At 68.3% G+C, this 19,010-nt stretch carries 18 protein-coding genes and 1 pseudogene; 9 read left to right on the top strand and 10 right to left on the bottom strand.

Annotated features, from left to right (window positions below; all coding sequences use genetic code 11):
• Positions 1-455 precede the first annotated feature (455 nt).
• Complete coding sequence (locus ACWDEX_RS26620) at positions 456-1,163, bottom strand: helix-turn-helix domain-containing protein (protein WP_450466631.1); 708 nt, start codon at positions 1,161-1,163, stop codon at positions 456-458.
• A gap of 146 nt (positions 1,164-1,309) precedes the next feature.
• Here ACWDEX_RS26620 and ACWDEX_RS26615 point away from each other — a divergent pair, with 146 nt between their 5' ends.
• The 3 genes from ACWDEX_RS26615 to ACWDEX_RS26605 all read left to right on the top strand — a co-directional run bounded on the left by ACWDEX_RS26615 (position 1,310) and on the right by ACWDEX_RS26605 (position 5,205).
• Complete coding sequence (locus tag ACWDEX_RS26615) at positions 1,310-1,501, top strand: hypothetical protein (RefSeq protein WP_450466632.1); 192 nt, start codon at positions 1,310-1,312, stop codon at positions 1,499-1,501.
• 89 nt (positions 1,502-1,590) lie between these two features.
• Positions 1,591-4,323 carry an AAA family ATPase gene (locus ACWDEX_RS26610; RefSeq protein ID WP_450466627.1) on the top strand — a complete coding sequence of 911 codons (2,733 nt, stop codon included), beginning with the start codon at positions 1,591-1,593 and terminating at the stop codon, positions 4,321-4,323.
• 3 nt (positions 4,324-4,326) lie between these two features.
• The gene (locus ACWDEX_RS26605) at positions 4,327-5,205 is read left to right on the top strand and encodes an alpha/beta fold hydrolase (RefSeq protein ID WP_450466625.1); all 879 of its coding nucleotides are present in this window, start codon (positions 4,327-4,329) and stop codon (positions 5,203-5,205) included.
• A gap of 201 nt (positions 5,206-5,406) precedes the next feature.
• Here the strand turns inward: ACWDEX_RS26605 and ACWDEX_RS26600 are convergent, their stop codons facing one another.
• Complete coding sequence (locus ACWDEX_RS26600; RefSeq protein WP_450466623.1) at positions 5,407-6,477, bottom strand: GlxA family transcriptional regulator; 1,071 nt, start codon at positions 6,475-6,477, stop codon at positions 5,407-5,409.
• A gap of 17 nt (positions 6,478-6,494) precedes the next feature.
• Between ACWDEX_RS26600 and ACWDEX_RS26595 the strand changes: the two genes are divergently transcribed.
• Entirely contained in the window at positions 6,495-7,319 is an 825-nt protein-coding gene (locus tag ACWDEX_RS26595; RefSeq protein WP_450466622.1) for a dienelactone hydrolase family protein, read from the top strand.
• 222 nt (positions 7,320-7,541) lie between these two features.
• Here the strand turns inward: ACWDEX_RS26595 and ACWDEX_RS26590 are convergent, their stop codons facing one another.
• Positions 7,542-8,192 carry a CatB-related O-acetyltransferase gene (locus ACWDEX_RS26590; RefSeq protein WP_450466621.1) on the bottom strand — a complete coding sequence of 217 codons (651 nt, stop codon included), beginning with the start codon at positions 8,190-8,192 and terminating at the stop codon, positions 7,542-7,544.
• A 232-nt stretch (positions 8,193-8,424) separates the two neighbouring features.
• The gene (locus tag ACWDEX_RS26585) at positions 8,425-9,369 is read right to left on the bottom strand and encodes an alpha/beta fold hydrolase (RefSeq protein ID WP_450466620.1); all 945 of its coding nucleotides are present in this window, start codon (positions 9,367-9,369) and stop codon (positions 8,425-8,427) included.
• 184 nt (positions 9,370-9,553) lie between these two features.
• Between ACWDEX_RS26585 and ACWDEX_RS26580 the strand changes: the two genes are divergently transcribed.
• Positions 9,554-10,093: a hypothetical protein gene (locus ACWDEX_RS26580; protein WP_450466630.1), complete on the top strand. Its 540-nt coding sequence runs from the start codon at positions 9,554-9,556 to the stop codon at positions 10,091-10,093.
• Here the strand turns inward: ACWDEX_RS26580 and ACWDEX_RS26575 are convergent.
• Positions 10,071-10,349, bottom strand: a pseudogene (locus ACWDEX_RS26575) (alpha/beta fold hydrolase); the annotation flags it as partial. The gene ACWDEX_RS26580 and the pseudogene ACWDEX_RS26575 overlap by 23 nt on opposite strands.
• Before the next feature lie 259 nt (positions 10,350-10,608).
• A complete protein-coding gene (locus tag ACWDEX_RS26570) occupies positions 10,609-11,796 on the bottom strand; it encodes a 4-hydroxybenzoate 3-monooxygenase (protein ID WP_450466619.1) in 1,188 nt (395 codons plus the stop codon).
• Between the two features lie 264 nt (positions 11,797-12,060).
• Between ACWDEX_RS26570 and ACWDEX_RS26565 the strand changes: the two genes are divergently transcribed.
• A complete protein-coding gene (locus tag ACWDEX_RS26565; protein ID WP_450466618.1) occupies positions 12,061-13,050 on the top strand; it encodes a L,D-transpeptidase in 990 nt (329 codons plus the stop codon).
• A gap of 349 nt (positions 13,051-13,399) precedes the next feature.
• On the opposite strand, the gene ACWDEX_RS26560 is transcribed toward ACWDEX_RS26565, so the two are convergent.
• Both ACWDEX_RS26560 and ACWDEX_RS26555 read right to left on the bottom strand, forming a co-directional pair.
• Complete coding sequence (locus ACWDEX_RS26560) at positions 13,400-13,537, bottom strand: hypothetical protein (RefSeq protein ID WP_450466616.1); 138 nt, start codon at positions 13,535-13,537, stop codon at positions 13,400-13,402.
• Positions 13,538-13,650: 113 nt separating this feature from the next.
• The gene (locus ACWDEX_RS26555; RefSeq protein WP_450466615.1) at positions 13,651-14,109 is read right to left on the bottom strand and encodes a winged helix-turn-helix transcriptional regulator; all 459 of its coding nucleotides are present in this window, start codon (positions 14,107-14,109) and stop codon (positions 13,651-13,653) included.
• 82 nt (positions 14,110-14,191) lie between these two features.
• Between ACWDEX_RS26555 and ACWDEX_RS26550 the strand changes: the two genes are divergently transcribed.
• Complete coding sequence (locus tag ACWDEX_RS26550) at positions 14,192-15,427, top strand: MFS transporter (protein ID WP_450466614.1); 1,236 nt, start codon at positions 14,192-14,194, stop codon at positions 15,425-15,427.
• An 83-nt stretch (positions 15,428-15,510) separates the two neighbouring features.
• Here the strand turns inward: ACWDEX_RS26550 and ACWDEX_RS26545 are convergent, their stop codons facing one another.
• Both ACWDEX_RS26545 and ACWDEX_RS26540 read right to left on the bottom strand, forming a co-directional pair.
• On the bottom strand, positions 15,511-15,762 hold the full coding sequence (locus tag ACWDEX_RS26545; RefSeq protein ID WP_450466612.1) for a hypothetical protein: 252 nt from the start codon (positions 15,760-15,762) through the stop codon (positions 15,511-15,513).
• A gap of 107 nt (positions 15,763-15,869) precedes the next feature.
• Positions 15,870-16,787: a LysR family transcriptional regulator gene (locus ACWDEX_RS26540; RefSeq protein WP_450466611.1), complete on the bottom strand. Its 918-nt coding sequence runs from the start codon at positions 16,785-16,787 to the stop codon at positions 15,870-15,872.
• Between the two features lie 100 nt (positions 16,788-16,887).
• On the opposite strand from ACWDEX_RS26540, the gene ACWDEX_RS26535 reads away from it, so the two are divergent.
• Entirely contained in the window at positions 16,888-17,895 is a 1,008-nt protein-coding gene (locus ACWDEX_RS26535) for an NADP-dependent oxidoreductase (RefSeq protein ID WP_450466610.1), read from the top strand.
• A gap of 549 nt (positions 17,896-18,444) precedes the next feature.
• Positions 18,445-18,978, top strand: coding sequence for a hypothetical protein (locus ACWDEX_RS26530; protein ID WP_450466608.1), 534 nt, complete (start codon positions 18,445-18,447; stop codon positions 18,976-18,978).
• The last annotated feature ends 32 nt before the right edge of the window (positions 18,979-19,010 follow it).

The following is a 19,010-nucleotide window of genomic DNA, read 5'->3' as shown; positions in this document are numbered from 1 at the left end:
AGCTCGACGAAAGGATTCGCGTTACCAGACACGGATATATCCGTAACGCTCCCTTGCATCGGCCATCGACCGGGGAGGAGCCCGGACCACCGGCCCGCTCCCAGTCCCCAACCCCACTCCCATCAGGCAAAACACGCCTGACGGCCCGTCATACACTGGGTGATCTCGACGTCTCGGCTCCTGCGCCTGCCCCAGGACTTCAGTAACGATGGGGCTCCCCCGACCGGGGGACCGTGAACTTTCACCCGCCTTGACGGACACCACCCACGCGGGTCAGGCCGCGAGAAAGGTCTCGAAGCCGTCGACTCGGCTCGCCCGTGAGAACCAAACGGTCGTGATCGAGGACGTCACCGTCCGCAGAGACGGGAGCCTTCACGGACGGGGCGGTCGTCGCTGAAGCAGAAGCGCTGGCGGAAAACCGCGCGGAATCCTCCGTCCTTGAGGCGGGGAAGAAATCAGGAGGTTCGTTCCACGCCCGCCATCACCGCAGGCCTCCGGCTCGGCGATGAAGCAGGCCACGCAACATCGTCTATCGCGAGCCACGGCGCGACGGCCACGGCCGTGGGCGTGAGCCCGGTGAACGCCTTGACCTCGCGGTGGAGGTGGGACTGGTCGACGTAGCCGCTCGCGGCGGCAACGCCGGCGGCGGCTTGACCCGCCGCGAGAAGGTGGGCCGCGTGGTCGAACCGCACCAGCCTGGCGGCGCGTTTGGGTGTGATACCGAGGTGGGACCGGAAGCGGGCCGACAGGCGCTTGCGGCTCCAGCCGACCTCGTCCGCCAGGCGGTCGACCCTCACCCGCCCCCGGCTGGTGAGGGTCCGCCGACAGGTGTAGGCGACCTCCGGGTCGGTCGGCCGGCAAGTGCCCAGCCGTCGGCCGAGGATTTTCACCGCGATCGCGAACCGCTCATCCCACGACGCGGCGGCACGCAGCCTGTCCTCGGCTCGCCCGGCGTCGTGACCCCAGACATCCTCGAGGGAAACCACCGTCCCGCTGAGCTCGGTCGACGCGCCGAACACCGCAGCGGCCGCTACCGGCTCCAGCCGGATCTGGAGACACCCCACGTTCAGGGCGGTGCTGCGCCGGAACGCCGAGTACATCACCGAGCGGAGCGCGCCCGAGCGTCTCGCGGTTCTCGAAAAGCCCGTGCTGGTTGTACATATGTCTTTGTGGCGTTGACGATGCTGACTTCCTGAATTTCCAGGACCAGATGGGCAGCGGCCCGATGCGTTCGGGAGCCGGTAGGCCCCTCCCCGTCGCCCTGGAGGAGGCCGACGAAGTAACCCTCGCGGCCGGTTGGTGTCCCGGCATGACCACTGAGAACCGCCGCGACCCGCCTGCCGCTGCGACAACGGCAGGCACCGAGCTCGTCAAGCCCGGCTACATGATCCGGCCGGACACGGTCACGTCGGACTCGCTGATCTGGTGGCGTGTCCCGAACGAGTGGGCATGGTCGGCGAAGGCAGCGACGTTCGCCGACCTGCAAGCCCATGGAATCTGACGTTGGCCGAATGACTTCCGGACCTCGCTTGTGGAAAGCGGCTCGGGATGGGCTAGCGTGCGATCCTTCCTGACCAGAGCGGGGTGTCTGTGCTTTACGGAAGATCTGCGGAAATCAGCGCACTCGACGAGGTGATCGCGCGGGCCCGCGACGGCTCCGGCGGCGCGGTGGTGCTGCGGGGCGAGGCGGGTGTGGGCAAGACCGCTCTGCTCGACGCGGCGGCCGCGCGCGGTGGCGCGATGCGGGTCTTGCGGACCACTGGCGTCGAGTCCGAGTCCGACCTCGCGTTCGCGGCACTGCACCAGGTGCTGTGGCCGGTGACCGGCGCGCTCGACGCGTTGCCCGAGCCGCAGCGCGTCGCCGTGCGCGCGGCTCTGGGGCTGGCCGACGGCGGCGCCGGCGATCGGTTCCTGCTGAATGCGGGCGTGCTCTCCCTGCTGGCCGAGGCCGCCACGCCGGACGGACTGATCTGCGTGGTCGACGACTTCCAGTGGATCGACCGCGCCTCGGCCGATGCGCTGCTGTTCGCCGCCAGGCGGTTGCGGACGGAACGGATCGTGATGCTGTTCGCCGTGCGCGGGGACGCTCCTGTCAAGGGCGTGCCGTTGACGGTGGACGTGCGTGGTCTGCCCGAATCCGCCGCGGCCGAGTTGCTGGAGTCCCGCCACGGTGTGCTGCCCGCCCATGTGGAACGGGAGCTCGTCACGCTGACCGGCGCGAACCCGCTCGCCCTGGGCGAGATCACCGCCCGTCTGACGCGCGCTCAGCTCGACGGGCGGGAGCCGCTGCCCGACCCGTTGCCCGGTGGCGCCCGGCTCTTCGGCGACCGGGTATCCGGGTTGTCCGCCCCTGCCCGGCTGGTCGCACTGGTCGCCGCCGTCGAGGCTGACATCGAGCTGGTCCTCCGCGCCACCGACCGACTGCTTGACGAGCAACGAATACGGCCCGCCGCGAACGCGGCCCGATCGGCTTCATCCGGGCCCCGGGCGGGGGCCGCGGCTGGACAAGTCGCGTTGGCCGAGCTGGAGGAGACCGGGCTGGCCGAGGTGTCGGGCACGAGCGTGCGCTTCCGTCATCCGCTCATCCGATCCGCGATCCACGACGCGGCCGCCCCCGCCGAGGTGCGCCGTGTGCACGCCGTCCTGGCGGAGTTGACCGCGGACGACCGTCGCGCCTGGCACCTGGCCGGGGCCACCCTGGGGCAGGACGAGCAGGTCGCCGCCGGGCTGGTGGCCGCCGCGGAGCGGGCGCGTGACCGCGGCGGGTACGGCGCCGCAGCAACGGCCCTGGCCAGGGCCGCCGAGCTGACCCCCGAGCCGCGCGCCCGTGCCGTCCGTCTGAAGGACGCCGCGGTCGCGGCCTGGCTCGGCGGCCGCCCGGGACAGGCGGAGTCACTGCTGGCCGAGGCGCGTGAAAAGGCCGGCGAGGACGCCACCCTCGCCATGGAAATCACTCAGCTCCGGGGCCGGTTCGAGCTGAACTCGGGCAGCGCCGCCGAAGCCGTACGGATCCTGGCGGCGGGCGACAGCCTGGACATGCTCGCCGATGCCTCGGAGGCGGCCTCGTACGTCGGCGACACGGCGACCATCGTCGAACTCGGCCGGAGGGCGGTGGCGTACCCCGAGGGTTTCCTGCGGGACACGGTGGCCGGGATCGGCCTGACGCTGGACGGCGACGCCGCCGGACCGGGCTTGCTGCGGAGGGCGCTGGCGCGGGCAGACGGGTTGGAGGACGCGGCCAAGTACCTGTGGGCTGCGGCCGCGGCCAGCTACCTGGGCGAGTCCGACCTGGCCACCGAGATGGTCAGCCGGGCTGGGCGGGTGGCCAGGGTGTCGGGGATGACCGGACAACTGCCTGTCGTGCTGGAGTTCGTGGCGACGGCCGAGCGTATCGCCGGGCGGCTGGCGCGCAGCCGGGCCGTTTCCGAGGAGGGCCTGGAGCTGGCCCGTGAGGCCGGGTACGAGAACACGGTGGCCGCGCACCTGGCCAACCTGGCGGTACTGGCGGCGCTTCGCGGCGAGGAGGAGCCCTGCGAACGACAGGCTCGCGAGGCGCTGGCCATCGCCATTCCGCATCGGGTTGGGCTGCGGGCAGGAGTGGCCGCGTACGCGCTGGCGATGCTCGACCTGTGCCTGGGTCGCTACGCGGCGGCACACGACCGTTTCACGGCCATCGCCGTGGCGGGACCGGGCGCCGGACATCCGACCGTGGTGGGGCGGACCGCGCCGGACCGCGTCGAGGCCGCCGTGGGCGCGGGTGACGAGGCGGGCGCGCGGGCGGCGTTGGTCGCGTACGAGCGATGGTCGACGCACGCCGCGACGCCCGAGTCGCACGCCCTGCTGGCCCGTTGCCGGGGCCTGGTCAACTCGTCAGAGGACGCCTTTGGCGAGGCGCTGCGGCTGCACACCAACCCGTTCGAGGCGGCCAGGACAGCACTGCTGTTGGGCGAGCGCCTGCGCCGCGCGCAGCGGCCCGGCGAGGCGCGGGCGCATCTACGGATGGCGTGGGAGACGTTCGAGCAGGCGGGCGCACAGCCGTGGGCTCGGCGCGCGCAGGGCGAGTTGCGGGCCGCGGGCGAGAGCGGGCAGACCTCTCCCGTGGCCGTGCTCGACGCGCTGACCCCGCAGGAACTGCGCATCGCGGGTCTGGTCGCCGACGGATTGTCGAGCAAACAGATCGCCGCCCAGCTCTTCCTGAGTCCGCGCACGGTCGAGTACCACCTGTACAAGATCTATCCGAAGCTGGGCATCGGGTCCCGTACGGAACTGGCGCGGCTAGTAGTTCTACAGAAGGCGCCTGTAGCCGAAGACGACATGCTGTGAGGCATGCGAAACGTGAACATCTGGAGTGAAGAGTTCGGCGCCGAGACGGACACGCCGATCCTGTTGATCATGGGCTCGATGTCGCAGGGCATCCTGTGGCCGGACGAGTTCGTCGGCCGTCTGACCGCCGGAGGTCGCCGGGTGATCCGGTACGACCACCGTGACACCGGCATGTCGGGCACCGTCGACTTCGAGGCAGAGCCGTACACCTGGGAGGACATCAAGAACGACGTGTACCGCGTGATGGACGCCCACGGCCTGGAGAGCGCGCATCTGGTCTGCCACTCGGCGGGCGGGCTGCTCGGCCAGTTCATCGCCGTGGAGCGGCCGGAGCGGGTGCGCTCGCTGACCGTCATCGGCTCCTCTCCGCTAGGCGGTGGCGAAGGCCAGGTGATCATGCGGGCCCTGATGGGGCAGCCGCAGTCCGAGGGGAGCCTGCCGGAGCCGACGCCGGAGTTCGTGGCCTTCTACCGCGCATTGATGGCCGCCCCGCCGCCGGAGGACCGGCGCGTGCGGATCGACGGCATGATTGCCGAGCAGCGCCTGCTGCACGGCACCGGCTTGGCGTTCGACGAGGACGCGGCGCGGCGCCTGCAGGAACGGATCTACGACCGGGCCCGCGACCTGTCGGCGGTGGCCAACCACCGGTTGGCCGCGATGGCCAAGCCCGACTTCGAGCCGGTGGGCGTGCTGCACCAGGTGAAGGCGCCCACACTGGTCATCGAGGGCAGCCACGAGCCGGCCAAGCCGGGTCACAGTGCGATCATCGCCGAGCAGATCCCAGGGGCGCGGCTGATGATCGTGGCGGGCATGGGGCACACGTTGCCGCCCGAGGTGCACGAGGAACTGGCTGCCGCCATCCTCGTGCACACGGCCGAGTGAGGACGCCGCGGGCCACCATCGGCCGGCCGGCCGAGGCCGGGGCCGTCCATCGGGGCGCCCCGGCCCGGATCCGTACGTTGGTCGTCGGCAACGTAGTTGTCCACAAGCCGCCCGCATGAACGTCGTCGGCGACGACGGCGTTCATGCGGCCAGTGGGGCCGTTGCCGTGGCGGGCGGCTCTCACGTCTTCGTGCCTCGGGGTCACCCATGGTGGTCGCAGCGACGATGGAATTTCGCGCGGTACTCCCTCGGCCGCTCGCCCGTGTGCCTGGCAAAGATGTCGCTGAAGGCCCCGGGGTCGCGGTACCCGACGTCGGCGGCGATGCTCGCGACGGTCTTGTCGGTCGTCTCCAGCAGGTGTCCGGCCCGACGCACCCGGGCCGTCTGCAGGTACGCGAGTGGCGTCTCACCGGCTTCGTCGCGGAAACGACGGAGCATGGTTCTCGTGCTCACATGGAACTCCTGGGCGAGGGCCGGCAGGTCATAGCGAGCACTGAGATTCTGGTCGAGCCACCGCTTGACGCTGAGCGAGAACTCCCTGCCCACCGTGGGTATGAGACCCGAGTCGACGTAGGGAGCCTGGGTGGAACGTGCGTCATCGACAAGCGCGATACGTGCGGTGCTACGGGCGACGCGGGGGCCGTCGTGCTCGCGGATGAACTGGAGCGCGAAGTCGTACATGGCACTGAAGGCCGCTGTGGTCGTCACGCCCCCGTCGGTCACGACCAGGCTCTCCGGGCGGAGGCGCACGTCGGTGTACCGGCGGGCGAACCGATCCGCGAACAACCAGGACGTGGTCGCCGCGCGCCCGCTGAGCAGCCCGGCTTCAGCGACGAGGAAGGCGCCCACGCAGATCGACACAACGGCGGTCCCCGAGGCCGCCTGTGATCGAATCGACGCTACCTCCGGTCCGAGGTTTGCGAGTGTCGCGTCGAGATCGAGGGTGGGCGAAAGTTCGAAGCCCGGCACGATCAGGACGTCCACCGGGCGAACCGCCGAGACATCGAGGACCGAGCCGCCGGACGCGACCACACGCCGTCGGGGTGAGACGACCGACGCCTCGTAGGCCGGTTGCACCGACCCTTGCGCCGCGGCGACGTGCGTCGCCATTGCCAGGAGGTCGGGGACTCCGAACACCTCCGATGCGAAGCAGCCAGGGTAGGCCAGTACACCAACTCGCAGCGGACTCATGAGGCCCTCCGGCGCCTTCGAACGGGTGGCGATATTACCCGGATACATGGCGATGCCGCCGCTTCTCAGGAGGGCGGCCACTCATCATCATCTCGATCATGACAATCATGAGAGGGCAAAGAGACTCCCTGGACGACTTCTCGCGGAGAGCCGTCAGCGTCGATGACGTCGACAAGATCGTGTACGTTGCCGGGTCAGGACCGGCAGTCATCCTCATGCCCGAGATGCCGGGTATCAGCCCCGACGTCGCACGGTTCGCGCGTTGGGTGTGTGATGCCGGCTTCTCCGTGTACCTGCCCTCTCTTTTCGGTGTCGACGGCGCCTATCCGCTCGCCGAAACAGGAGAGGCCGTCGTTCGACGCGCATGCGTCAGCGCCGAGTTCCGAGCGTTTGCCGGTGGCGGCACCAGTCCCGTCGTCGCATGGCTCCGCGGCCTCGCTCGCCTGGCGCACGCCGAGCGTGGCGGGCCCGGTGTCGGCGCCGTCGGTCTGTGTTTCACCGGCAACTTCGCCTTGACCATGGCGCTCGAACCCGCTGTCATCGCACCAGTGCTCAACCATCCGTCGCTTCCACTCGACGACCCCGGCGGTCTGGAGATCAGCGAGAAGGACGCTGCTGCCGTGGCTGAACGCGTGGCGCGAGACCGGTTGAAGGTTCTCGCCTACCGCTTCGACAACGACAAGTGGTGCACCGGGCAGCGGTTCGCTGCTTACCGAGCGCTGCTCGGGGACGCCTTCGACGGCCGCGTACTCAAAGCGGAGACGGCGAACACGAGCCCTCCGCCCTTCTTCCGTGATGTCGTCGGTTGTGCCCACAGCGTCGTCACGGCACATCTCGTCGACCAGGACGGTCACCCCACCATGCAGGCCCGGAACGAGATCATCGCCTTCCTGGCCGAGAGGCTCGGGACGCGGGCCGAATGAGCCCTTGGCGCTCCGGCGCCTGGCGACGCGCCGGAGCGCGGGCTGGTCAGAGCCGGATCGGCAAGGGCGCACAGCAATGCCCAACGCCGTGCGAGGCCGCGGTCACGCACTGGCCGACCGTGTCGTGCCGCGCGGACCAGCGATCAACCTGGTCAGCACCTGTCGATCCCCAGTGGGTCAGGAGTCGCCCTCTGCCGCCCACATGGGAGCCCCCGCAGCGCGTCACACCTGCTGGGCGTCCAGGGCGGCTGCTTCCAGGTCGGCGATGCTGCCCGACATGATCGTCCGTACGTGCTCGGTGATGTGCTCCGCCGGCCAGTCCCACCAGGCCACCGCCAGCAGTCGGGCGATGTCCTGGTCGTTGTAGCGGGTGCGGATGAGGCGGGCCGGGTTACCGCCGACGATGCCGTAGTCGGGAACGTCGCTGGTCACCACTGCACCCGAGCCGATGATTGCGCCGTGCCCGATCCGTACGCCGGGCATGACCGTCGTGTTGTGGCCGAACCAGACGTCGTTGCCGACTACGGTGTCCCCTCGGTTCGGCAGCCCGGTGAGCAGGTCGAAGTGTTCTGACCACGAGCCGCCCATGGTGGGGAAGGGGAAGGTCGAGGGGCCGTCCATCCGGTGGTTGGCACCGTTCATGATGAACCGCACTCCCGTGCCCAGCGCACAGAACCTGCCGATGATCAGCTTCTCCGGCCCGTAGTGGTAGAGCACATTGCGGGTCTCGAACGCGGTCGCGTCGTCGGGGTCGTCGTAGTAGGAGTACTCCCCGACCTCGATCAGCGGAGACTTCACCAGCGGTTTGAGCAGTACCACCCGCGGCTGCTCAGGCATCGGATGAAGGATCGTCGGGTCGGCAGGCACGGGCATGGAAAGCGTTTCCTCATCGGTTGCTGGTCCGTATCCGCTTCATGATCGCAGGACCGCGCCGTCTCATGACATCGATTTACCGCCAGACTAGGCCAGTTGTTCGATCACGGTGGACTTGGTGTTCGTTGATCGACTCGGCGCGTTTGACGCTCCTGCCGACTCCGCGAACCGTGCGGCCGGTGTCTGCTCGGCGTACCGCGGGTGTTCGCGCCGGCCGCCTCAGCTGTAACGGCTACCGCGCTGCGTGGCTCTCCGAGCCGTTGGTCCGCAGAACGAAGTCGCGGACCGCATCACTGAAGGGCGCGGGTTCTTCGATGTGGCCCAGGTGACCGCTGTTCTCCAGGATGACCAGCCGGGAGTCGGGGATCAGTCGGTGCAGTTCCTTGGACCAGCGCGGTCCGCAGATCACGTCGTGCCGACCTACGATCACCAGGGCCGGTACGTCCAGTCCCTTGAGCGCGGCACGATCGTCGATGAGGTCCGGCGAGAGGTCCTCGTCCATTCCGGAGATGTACGCGGCCTGGATCGTGTTCCGGATCGGGGCGAACCGCTCTTCGTCGGCCCAGTAGTTCGCGAAGTAGGACGGCAGCGCTCCTCGGGCGACGGCGACGGTCGACTCGTCGTCGGAGATGCTGGACATCGCGCCGAACGCGGCGAGCACGTCGGCGAGTCCGGGGTGACCGGCGTACTTCGCCGCGAACTCCCGCAGCTTGCGGCCCGCCTCCTCGCCGTGCTTGGGTCCGGTGACCGGGGCGCCCTCGTACAGGACGACACCCGCCAGCCGCTCCGTGCGGTACAGGGCGTGGTAGGCCGCGACGAACGCACCGTGGGAGTGGCCCAGAAGGTGCACTTCGGGCACGCCGAGGTGGTTGATCAGCACTTCGAGGAAGCGGCTGTAGCGGTCCCGGGTGTAGCCGTGCGGGTGGGAGGGGAGGCGGCCGGAGTCGCCGGTGCCGATGGGCTCCACGTAGACCATGGTCAGGTGCTGTTCCAGGAGCGGCATGCGCATGTACTCCCAGAAGATGCCGGGTCCGCCGGAGTGGACCACACAGACCGGGCCACCGCCGTACACGTGGTAGCGCTGAGTGATGCCTCCGACCTCGAAGGAATGAGCGCCGGGGGAGAGGGGGCCGTCGGGACACCTGGGGGCGGCAGCGGGATTTGCGGCAGTGCTCATGTTGCTCTCCGTGTGGTGAGAAGGTTTCACTGTTTCACTGGCACCGTCATGGCACGGCGGGCGGCCTGAAAGTTCGGTTCGTTCCCGGCCGGCCGGGCCGCGGCGCCAGTGCCCTGGTCTCTCCCCCGTAGCGGGGAGCCCGTCATCCTGCGTGCTGATGTGCGGGTGTCTCCGCGTGAGCACGATGGAACTCGTGCTGAAGATCGACGCGCTGCCCGATGTGCCACGCTGGGCCGTCCTCGCCGCCCATATGGTGCCACTTGTCACCCTGCCGTCCGGCCTCTGGCGGATCGCCGAGGTTGCCGGGTTCCCGGTGGCCGACCAGTCAGGCCGGAATGGTCACGAGATGGTGGTGGCCGTGTCACTGACCTTGACAACCGAAGGTCTCGCCCTGCTCACACTCGGGTTGGTGCGGCCCTGGGGTGAGGTCGTGCCCCGCTGGCTCCCACTCGTAGGCGGACGGCGAGTGCGTACGCTCGCGGCGGTGATGCCGGCGCTGCTCGGGGCGGCGCTGCTGTGCACGCTGGTGGGCTGGTTCACCTGCACCCAGGCGGCAGACCTGATGGATCGTGTCACGCAGACGCGGGCCCAGCGGGTGCTTCTCGTGGTTTGCTACTCGCCACTGCTGGCCTGGGCGCCCCTCCTGGCGGCCACGACGGTCGCGTACTACAGACGTAGGACGCGACCGACGCCCGGCGCAGTCACAAGTGGTCCACGTCGATGACGGCCTGAGCGAAGGCCGTCGGCGCCTCCTGCGGGACGTTGTGGCCGATGTCGGGCAGTGTGCGGTGCTCGTACTTGCCGGTGAACTTGTCGGGGTAGCCGGACACGTTGCCGGGCGTCGTGAACGGGTCCCTCTCGGGGTTGATGGTGATGGTGGGCACCGTGATGGTCGGTGCGGTGGCCAGCTTGTCCTCGTAGCGATCGTAGCGGCGTTCGCCCTCGGTCAGGCCCAGCCGCCAGCGGTAGTTGTGGATGACGTCGCCTTGGTGGCCCGTACCTCCGACCTGGACTCCGACCAGCCGGTCCGCGCGCTCTTCCCCCGCTACATCGAGGCGGAGTCTGCCCGGGTCGGCTGCGGCACCAGCGGGTACGAGCGGGTGTGTCGCCAGGCGATTCTTGAACATCGGCGCCCGCAGTGGACAGCGACTTCCGGTCGCTGTCCCGACAGGCTGCACCGCCGTCAGGGCGCGGCCCCCCGCCGTCGTGGTGATGCCCGGCTTCTCGGCAGGTGTACGTTCAGGCGAGTCCTGCCATGAGTTCGGCGAAAGCGAGAGTGGAGGCACGGGAGTTGCACAGCCGATCCAGCCGTGCCAGCGCCAGTTTGCGGCGGAAGGGGCCCGTGCGGGAGTCGTCGCCGGCGTCGTGGAGCATCTCGGTCATCCAGCGTGAGAACTCCTGATAGTTCCATGTGCGGTGCAGGCAGGTGCGAGAGTAGGAATTCAGTCCTGACTCGTCTCCGTGTGCGATGAAGTCGCGTACGGCACGGGCGAACATCTCGGCGTCGTACAGGGCGAGGTTCATTCCCTTGCCACCCACGGGGGACACCACGTGGGCCGCGTCGCCGACCAGGTACAGCCTGCCGTAACGCATCGGCTCATGGACGACGCTCCGCAGCGGAAAGACAACCTTCTCGTTGATCGGGCCCGCCACCAGGCCGTCCTCGTCCAACCGGGTCTGCAGTTGCTGCCATACCCGGTCGTCCGGCCAGTCGTCCGCCTGGTCGCTGGACGGGCACTGCAGGTAGAAGCGGCTGGCGAGCGGACCGCGCGCGAAGTGTCCGGCGAAGCCATGGCGGCTTATCGCCATCAGCGGGTGGGGCGGGGGCGGTACTTCGGCGAGCACGGTCAACCAGGAGATGCCGTGATCGAACGGATAGGCGGTCAGTTCACCGTGGGGCACGGTGGCTCGGCTGACGCCGTGGTCGCCGTCGCACCCGGCCACGAAATCGCATGCGATCTCGTGCATGGTCCCGTCCGTACCACGGTAGCGGACAGTCGGACGCTGACCGGTGAGCTCGTCCAAGGTCACCTCGGACGATTCGAAGCGCAGGTCGCCGCCGTTGTCGAGGAACGTATCGATCAGGTTGGCAACGAGTACCTGTTGAGGGCACAGCAACGACTGAGGGCCACCGTCGTCGACGCTGAACCGCAGCAGGCGGTGCTGACCGTCCACCCGGACCTCCAGGATGTCGTCGGAGGGAGCACCGCCGAGGACACGAGCATCCAGCCCCCACTCCTGGAACATGCGCACGGCGCGTGTCTCGACGATGCCGGCGCGCTGCCGCTGCTCCGTGTATCCACGGCTCTGCCGTTCCAGCACCACGCATGGGATTCCGGCGCCGTGGAGCATGTTGGCCACGGTCAGGCCAGCCGGCCCCGCCCCCACGACCACTACACAGGTCGCCTCCTGTACCGGCTGCGTCACATCGGCTCCTCTGCCCGGTCAGCCCGTGAAAGGCCACCAACTTACGGTATTTAGAAGGTAGTTACCAGGGTGGCTGCCGTGCTGCGGTGCGTTCTCGGTTCCCTTGGCAAGGAGGCAACGGCGTCGCGCTCGGCCCCGAACCGACGGTGCCGCCCCGAGTTTTGAGACACGCTTTACGCGACGTGTGCAACTGCGTCCCGAGCCCGGCTGTCTGACAGGAAGTCGGGCCTGTCAGGGCCGAAAAGCGAGAGAGCGGGGCAGGTTGTGGGACGGCGCAAGGGCGGCATAAGGGTTGCACTCGTCACGGGTGCGGTGCTGGTGGGCGCGACTGCCTGCGGGGGCGGGGGAGGGAGTGACCAGGCGAGCGGGGACGACACGAAGCCGTCGGGCAACCCGGGTACGAGCGCCTCCGCTTCACCGACGAAGCCCGCGGGCCCGCCGATGCTGCTGGAGACGATCACCCCGCAGACGGGAACCACCGTCGGCGTGGCCATGCCGATATCGGTGGTCTTCACGAATCCGGTGGCGCCAAAGGCACGGGCCACGGTGGAGAAGCACATGAAGGTGAGCGCCTCGCAGCCGGTGGCGGGCGCCTGGCACTGGTTCGGTGACAAGCGCGCCGACTGGCGACCGAAGACGTACTGGCCCGCCGGCACGAAGGTGAAGATCGATGCCGACATGAAGGGCGTCAGCAACGGCAACGGACGCTACGGCGTACGCGGTTACACGCACACCTTCACCATCGGCGACGACGTGCGTGCGGATGTCTCGGTGACCGGCCACACCATGAAGGTGACCCGGAACGGCAAGATGGTGCGCACCTTGTCGATCAACGCGGGCAGCGCTCAGTACCCGACGTGGAACGGCACGATGGCCGTCATCGACAAGCAGGAGAAGGTCCATATGACCTCCTGCAGTGTTGGCATAAGCTGTGACAAGGGCAACCCCAACTTCTACGACCTGACGCTGCCCTGGGACGTACACCTCACCCAGTCCGGCACGTACGTGCACTACTCGACCGGTGACCCTTCCCCGGGGAGCGGCAGCGCGCGCGGCTCCCACGGCTGCGTCCACCTGTCCCTGTCGGACGCCAAGTGGTTCTACGGCCAGGTCAAGCAGGGCGACCCCGTCACCATCACGGGCTCCCCCCGCGCCAAGGCCCCGGCCGACAACGGCTACGCCGACTTCAACCTGGGATGGGACCAGTGGCTCGCGGGCAGCACGTCCGGAGAAGGGACTACCGCAGTGCTGTGATGCGTTGCGGTGACGGCGTCAGTCAGCACCCGATGATGCTGAGCCGAGGCCACCGTCATGGTCGACCTTCGGGCTGATCGGAAATGGCAGGCCTCCGGCACACCCTTCTCGCCCAACCGCCGCTCGAGTCGGGGCGGTTACCGCTCAGGGGGTTGCAAGGCGGTCGAGCAGGGAGCGGAGGATGGCATCGGCGTGCACGCAGCCCCCGGGCATGGGCAAGGTGCCGGACATCGGCGGCCCAACTGCGCAGTGTCCGGTCCGGGTCCGGGTCGGAGGCGCCGAGGCCAGGCCGGTCGATGCTGATCAGACGGATCCCTGCGTCCTCGACCAGGTCGCTGCCGAAGCCGAGTCATCTGCTGGTTGCCGCGCCCGGGCACAGCAGCACGGCCGTACCTTCCTCGGGCCCCCACTCTGCCCAGGCCAGACGCCGTCCGTCGGGAAGCAGGGTGTGCCCGAGCCGTGCGGGATCCGCCACGCCGTAGTTCATGACCTTCATCCTCCATGAGGAAGGCCCGGAGGGCCCAACGGTTTTTGTGCCGTCGCGGGCTGGGTCCGGGCCACGACTCAACGGCATGCGATCCCATCAGTCCCAAGGCGTTTCTACACCTTCTCGACACGTGTGGTGTCGGACGTGAGCACCTCGTCCGCCTCGCCTCGGGGAAGAAGGGGGGGCACGGTTCTGCCGTGCTCGTCGACGAGCAGCGAGTGGGCTTCGCCGGGGGAGAAGGTATGGCGTTCGCCCCACTGCCGGAGAGCGACGATCAGCGTGAACAGATCCCGTCCCGTTTCGGTGAGCACATAGATCCGCCGTTTGCCGGAAGCGGCGGTGTCCTGGGCGAGGATGCCCAGCTCGACCAGCCGGCGCAGCCGGTCGGTGAGGATGTTGCGGGCGATCCCGAGGCGCCGGTGGAAGTCGCTGAACGCGGAAGCGCCGTCCATGGCATCCCGGATGATCAGAAGACTCCAGCGATCACCGACGAGGTCGAGTGTGCGTGCCACCGGGCAGGTGGGATCAGTCCAGCCCGAGGAGGGCTTCGGTGTCTGTGCTGGCGTCGGCATCGGAGCTCCTAAGGAGTTGCGTATCGAAACCATTCTGGCCTACGGTTCAATCAGTTGCAATGTGCTACCGATTGGAGCTGTCGTGCCCGGAACCCTGACCGGAGGCCGAAGACTTCTGCTGGTGGTGGTGTGTGCGGTCGCCGTGGCGAACGTCTATGCCGTACAACCCGTACTGGCGGACATCGGCTCCGGACTGGGGGTGCGGCCGAGCGCCCTGGGGTGGTTGGTCGCGGTCGCGCAGGGCGGCTACCTGTTCGGCCTGATCGTGCTCGTCCCGCTGGGCGATGTGCTGAACCGGCGCCGCCTCATCGCCGGTCATCTGGCGCTGACCGCCGTCGGGACCGGCATCGTCTCCGTCTCGCACATCTGGGCGGTCGGGCTTGCCGGGCTCGGTGTCGCGGGTCTGTTCGCGGTCGTCGTGCAGACCACAGTCGCCTACACGGCAGCCATATCGCCGCCGCACGAGCGGGGGCGCAACATCGGTGTGGTCACCTCTGGTGTGACGGTGGGCATTCTTGGCGCCCGGGCGGCCGCAGGAGCGCTCACCGACTTGTGGGGTTGGAGGAGTGTCTACGTCACCCTGGCCGCGGTCTCCAACGTCCTTGCCCTGCTCGTCCTGGTCGCGCTTCCTCCCGACGCCCGGCGCGAGGGCGTCCCAGCCCGTTACGGACAGCTGATCCGCTCGATGGTCCGGCTCGCCCTGCGGGATCGACTGCTCCTGAGCCGGTCGGTGATCGCGTTCTTCCTGTTCGCATCGTTCGGGACTCTCTGGAGCGGCATCACGCTCCCGCTCGAAGCCGCCCCCTGGCATCTGAGTCCCGCGCAGGTGGGCCTCTTCGGGTTCGCCGGCCTCGCAGGAGCGCTCGGCGCCGGCCGAGCCGGGCGCTGGGCGGATCGAGGCCGCGCGAGCTCGGTGACCGGCTGGTCGCTGTTGGCCCTTGCCGCCTCATGGCTGCTCATCGGACAGACAGGACGTTCACTGTGGCTGCTGGGGGCCGGTGTGCTCCTGCTGGACTTCGCCGTGCAGGCCGTCCACGTCAGCAACCAGCACCTCCTCACCGGGGCGCATCCCGACCGGACCAGCAGCGCCATCGGCGCGTACATGGCCTTCTATTCTCTTGGCTCAGCCCTCGGCGCGGTCACGACGACCTGGGCCTACACGAACGCAGGCTGGCGAGCCGTCAGCCTTCTCGGCGCCTCCTATGCCGCGGTCGCATTCACCGCCTGGGTACTCTCCGTGCGCCTCGCCCCAGCGCGACCGACACGACTGCCGGAGGGAAGCGACGATGCGCCTCCCCGATTCTGCGGCCGGGCTTGATCTGCTCGAGAACGCCGAGGGTGGCACGGCTTCTCGCCGTTCGTCGAGCTGACATGCGCAGGTGCCGCAGACCGGGTCTGCGGTCAGATGCTGTGCCCGTCACCGAAGTCGGGAGGATGGCGGGGAGTCCACCACTCCAGAAGTCCCCACACCCCGAGGGAGAGTGCGGCCAGGGCGGTGAGTACCGCAACCCACGGCCGACCCACCCAGCGGCTGGTCAACGCCCAGGTCAGAAGCGGAACAAGAGCAACGCCGAGCAGGGTGAGCGGGAGATCGACGACGAGCAGCGCGACTGTGGAGCCTCCGGCCAACAGTGGTGTCTCGGGTCGGGGCACCGCGTCGAAGGCGGCATTGCTTACAAGGTCCCTCAGGTCCTGTAACGGCTCGTCATGCGCGCGCCCAGGACACCCCTGACGGTCGCACCCCGGTTGCGCACTCGACCTCAGGCCTCGAAACTGAGCATGCTCATATCTTGGGTGACCGTGGCTCGCAGTTCCCTCACCAGCGCCCGCACGACAGAGGATCCGGCCAGTTCTGAGGTGGTGACGTAGCCGACCTGGCGTGTCGGGCGGTTGGGGCCGAGATCGCTGATCTCGACCGAGTTCGGTGCTCCGGCCACGGAGAGCGCGGGCATGATCGCCATTCCGTGACCTCCGCTCACCAAGGAGAGCACCGCTCCGTCGTCCTCGGCCTCGACGGTCGCCTTCGGGATCCAGTCCTGTGCAGCCCACCAGGCGCGGGTGTACGAGCCACAGTTTTCGGCCCAGTCGACCAGCGGCAGCGAACGCGGGGCGGCGTGTCCCGCCACGTGCACCAGGGCATACGGCTCCTCGAAGAGTCCGCTCGCGACCAGACCCGGTGGTGGAGGCACAGAGCCGCCCAGCGTGGCCAGGGCGATATCAGCTTTCCCGTCGGCCACTTCACCAGCGGTACCGCGCCCGACTTCGCGTACGATCCGCACCTGCGGCTCGATCCCGGGATGCCGGACACGCAGCCGTTGAAGGACCGGCGGCAGCAGATGGAGAGCCGCACTGCGGAAGGCCGCGATCCGCAGCGGCCCCTCCGCCGCGTCGGACCCGGCCGCACCGCGCGCCTCAACGGTCAGGACGTCCAGCAGGCGCAGGATGCGGCGGGCGTGTGCGACGGCCTTCTCCCCGGCAGGCGTCGGGCGGGCACCGGTGCGGCCGCGTTCGAAGAGCACGGCACCGATCTTGCGCTCGCTGCCACGCACCGAGTGGGAGACCGCGGACTGAGTCAGACCGAGTACCTCGGCCGCGGATGAGAAGCCGCCGGTGTCCGCGACCGTCACCAGGACGCGCAGTTCGTGCGGGGCGAGATCGGAGTCGGTCGTGCGGGCCACGGGGCGCTCACCTCAAGGTATGAGAACTGCTCATGGAACGGGGTGTCGCATGAGCCCAACCCACTGCTCACCAGGGGCATTCCCGTCCTACGGTCAGGCCATGAACGAGACCGCTCTCACCGTGCACCAGACTGCCCGACCTCACGGCTTTCCCACCGCCGAGCACTTCGCCTTCGTTGAGTCCACGCTTCCCGCCCCCGTGGTCGGTAGCGCGCTGGTGGAAAACCTCTACTGGTCCGTCGACCCCTATCACCGCGAGATGATGGACGACGTGCCCGGCGGCTTCGCGCTCGACGCACCGCTTGAGGGCCGTACCATCGGGCGGGTCATAGCCTCGCGCACGCCCCGACTGACCGAGGGCGAAATCGTGTTCCACCGGCAGGGCTGGCGCACGCACGCAGTGGTCACGCCCCATGAGATCCGGCGGCTGCCGCGCTTCGACGGGGTACCACTGACCGCGTACTTGAGCATTCTCGGTGGCACCGGCCTGACCGCCTATGTGGGCCTGACCCGGATCGCCCGGCTCCAGGAGGGCGACGACCTGTTCGTGTCGGCGGCCGCAGGCGGGGTCGGCACGGCGACCGGACGGTTCGCCCGACTGCTCGGCGCCGGACGGCTCCTGGGCAGCGCGGGCTCGGCATCGAAGGCCGACCATCTCAGGCGGGAGGTCGGCTACGACGCCGTCTTCGACTACCACGACGGGCCCGCCGCCGACCTGCTCGGCAAGATCGCACCGGACGGCATCGACGTGTTCGTCGACAACGTCGGCGGCGAGCAGTTGGCCGCGGCAGTGGGAGCGCTGCGCGAGTTCGGGCGCATCGTCCGCATCGGCACGATCAGCCAGTACAACACCCCTGACGCGCCACCTCTGAGCCTCAACCACGCGGACATCGTGGAGAAGAGCATCCGCATGGAGGGCTTCCTGGTCAGCAACTACCGTGACGTCCAAGAGGAACTGTACGAATTCGCCGTACCGCATCTTCAGAGCGGCCGGCTGGCTCTGGACGAGACGGTTGTCGACGGGTTCGAGCGCATCGTGGACGCGTTTCTGGGAATGCTGCGCGGTCAGAACACCGGAAAGATCATTGTACGAGCTCGCACGCAATGACGGCCCGGATGCCGCGCAAACGCAGAGGGCCGCCAGGGCTGATGCGTTCTCATTCGGGGCGACGTGCTGATTGCGGGTGTCTGAGGCGGGACGGGCGGGTCGTCCGGGCCGGAGATGGCAAACGTGGCCTCTGATGATCAAGGTTCTCGAATGGATGGGCCTGGCCGTCGAGGGCAAGACCGTACGGCGGCAGCTGCAGTGGCGACCAGAAAGCCGTTCACCTCCTGGCCGCCGTCCTGCGCGAGTCCCAGGCAGTGATCTCCCGGCGGGATCAAACCTCAGAAGATCTGCACCCTCTTCAGATTACAGGAAAGCAGCATCCCACGTTCAGCACGTTCGACTTGCCTCGCGAAGTGGGAGGGCCAAGACTCGGTGTTGAGCGTGCGCATCACGCCTGGTCATAGATGTCTTTGGGTGACGCTACACCAGGACAAAGTGATGGCTCGCACTCCTCCGGCCTGCAGGAACGTGAACCTCCGGCTGTACTGCCAGTCAACTGATCGGGAACTCGAATGCAAGCCCCTCAAAGAAGGGTAAGGGCGTCAGAAAGTGAACAAGAAAAGAACCGCTAGGGTGGTCGCTGGTGCGGCATTTGCTTTGATAGGCGTGTCAGCCACCGTCTCGCCAGGAACAGCAGCCACCAAGGATGTCGGTACAGAGAAGCTGTACCTGACGGTCACTGGAACCGCGCAGTACGGGTATCCGTTCAAATCAAAGAAGCCGGGGGACGAATTCGGCGGTAGCGGGAAAGCCAGTGAGAGGAACAACAGAGTAGGCGACGGAAATTTCTCGTACTACTGCAAAATCACTGCGGTCGGCACCGCTCCCAACACGTTCACCAACATCTGTCACGCCGCGCTGGACCTGCCCAAAAAAGGCCAGATCATGCTGGAGGCGCTGGTCACCCCAAAGGCTGGCACTTCGGGTTTCCGGATGGCGGTCACGGGTGGAACAGGCGACTACGAATTTGTAAGGGGTCATGCCGACTTCACTGAAACACCACGACCCGCGAAAATCGTCGTCTCTCTGGTCCATCCAACAAAGACGCCGTCGGTAGCGCCCGGCGTGGCAACACCTCACTGACAACTCAGATGGCGTGTCGGGTGGCAGGGTTA

This window comes from Streptomyces sp. NPDC001020, from assembly GCF_053599115.1.
This window is presented reverse-complemented; position numbering and strand designations above follow the sequence as displayed.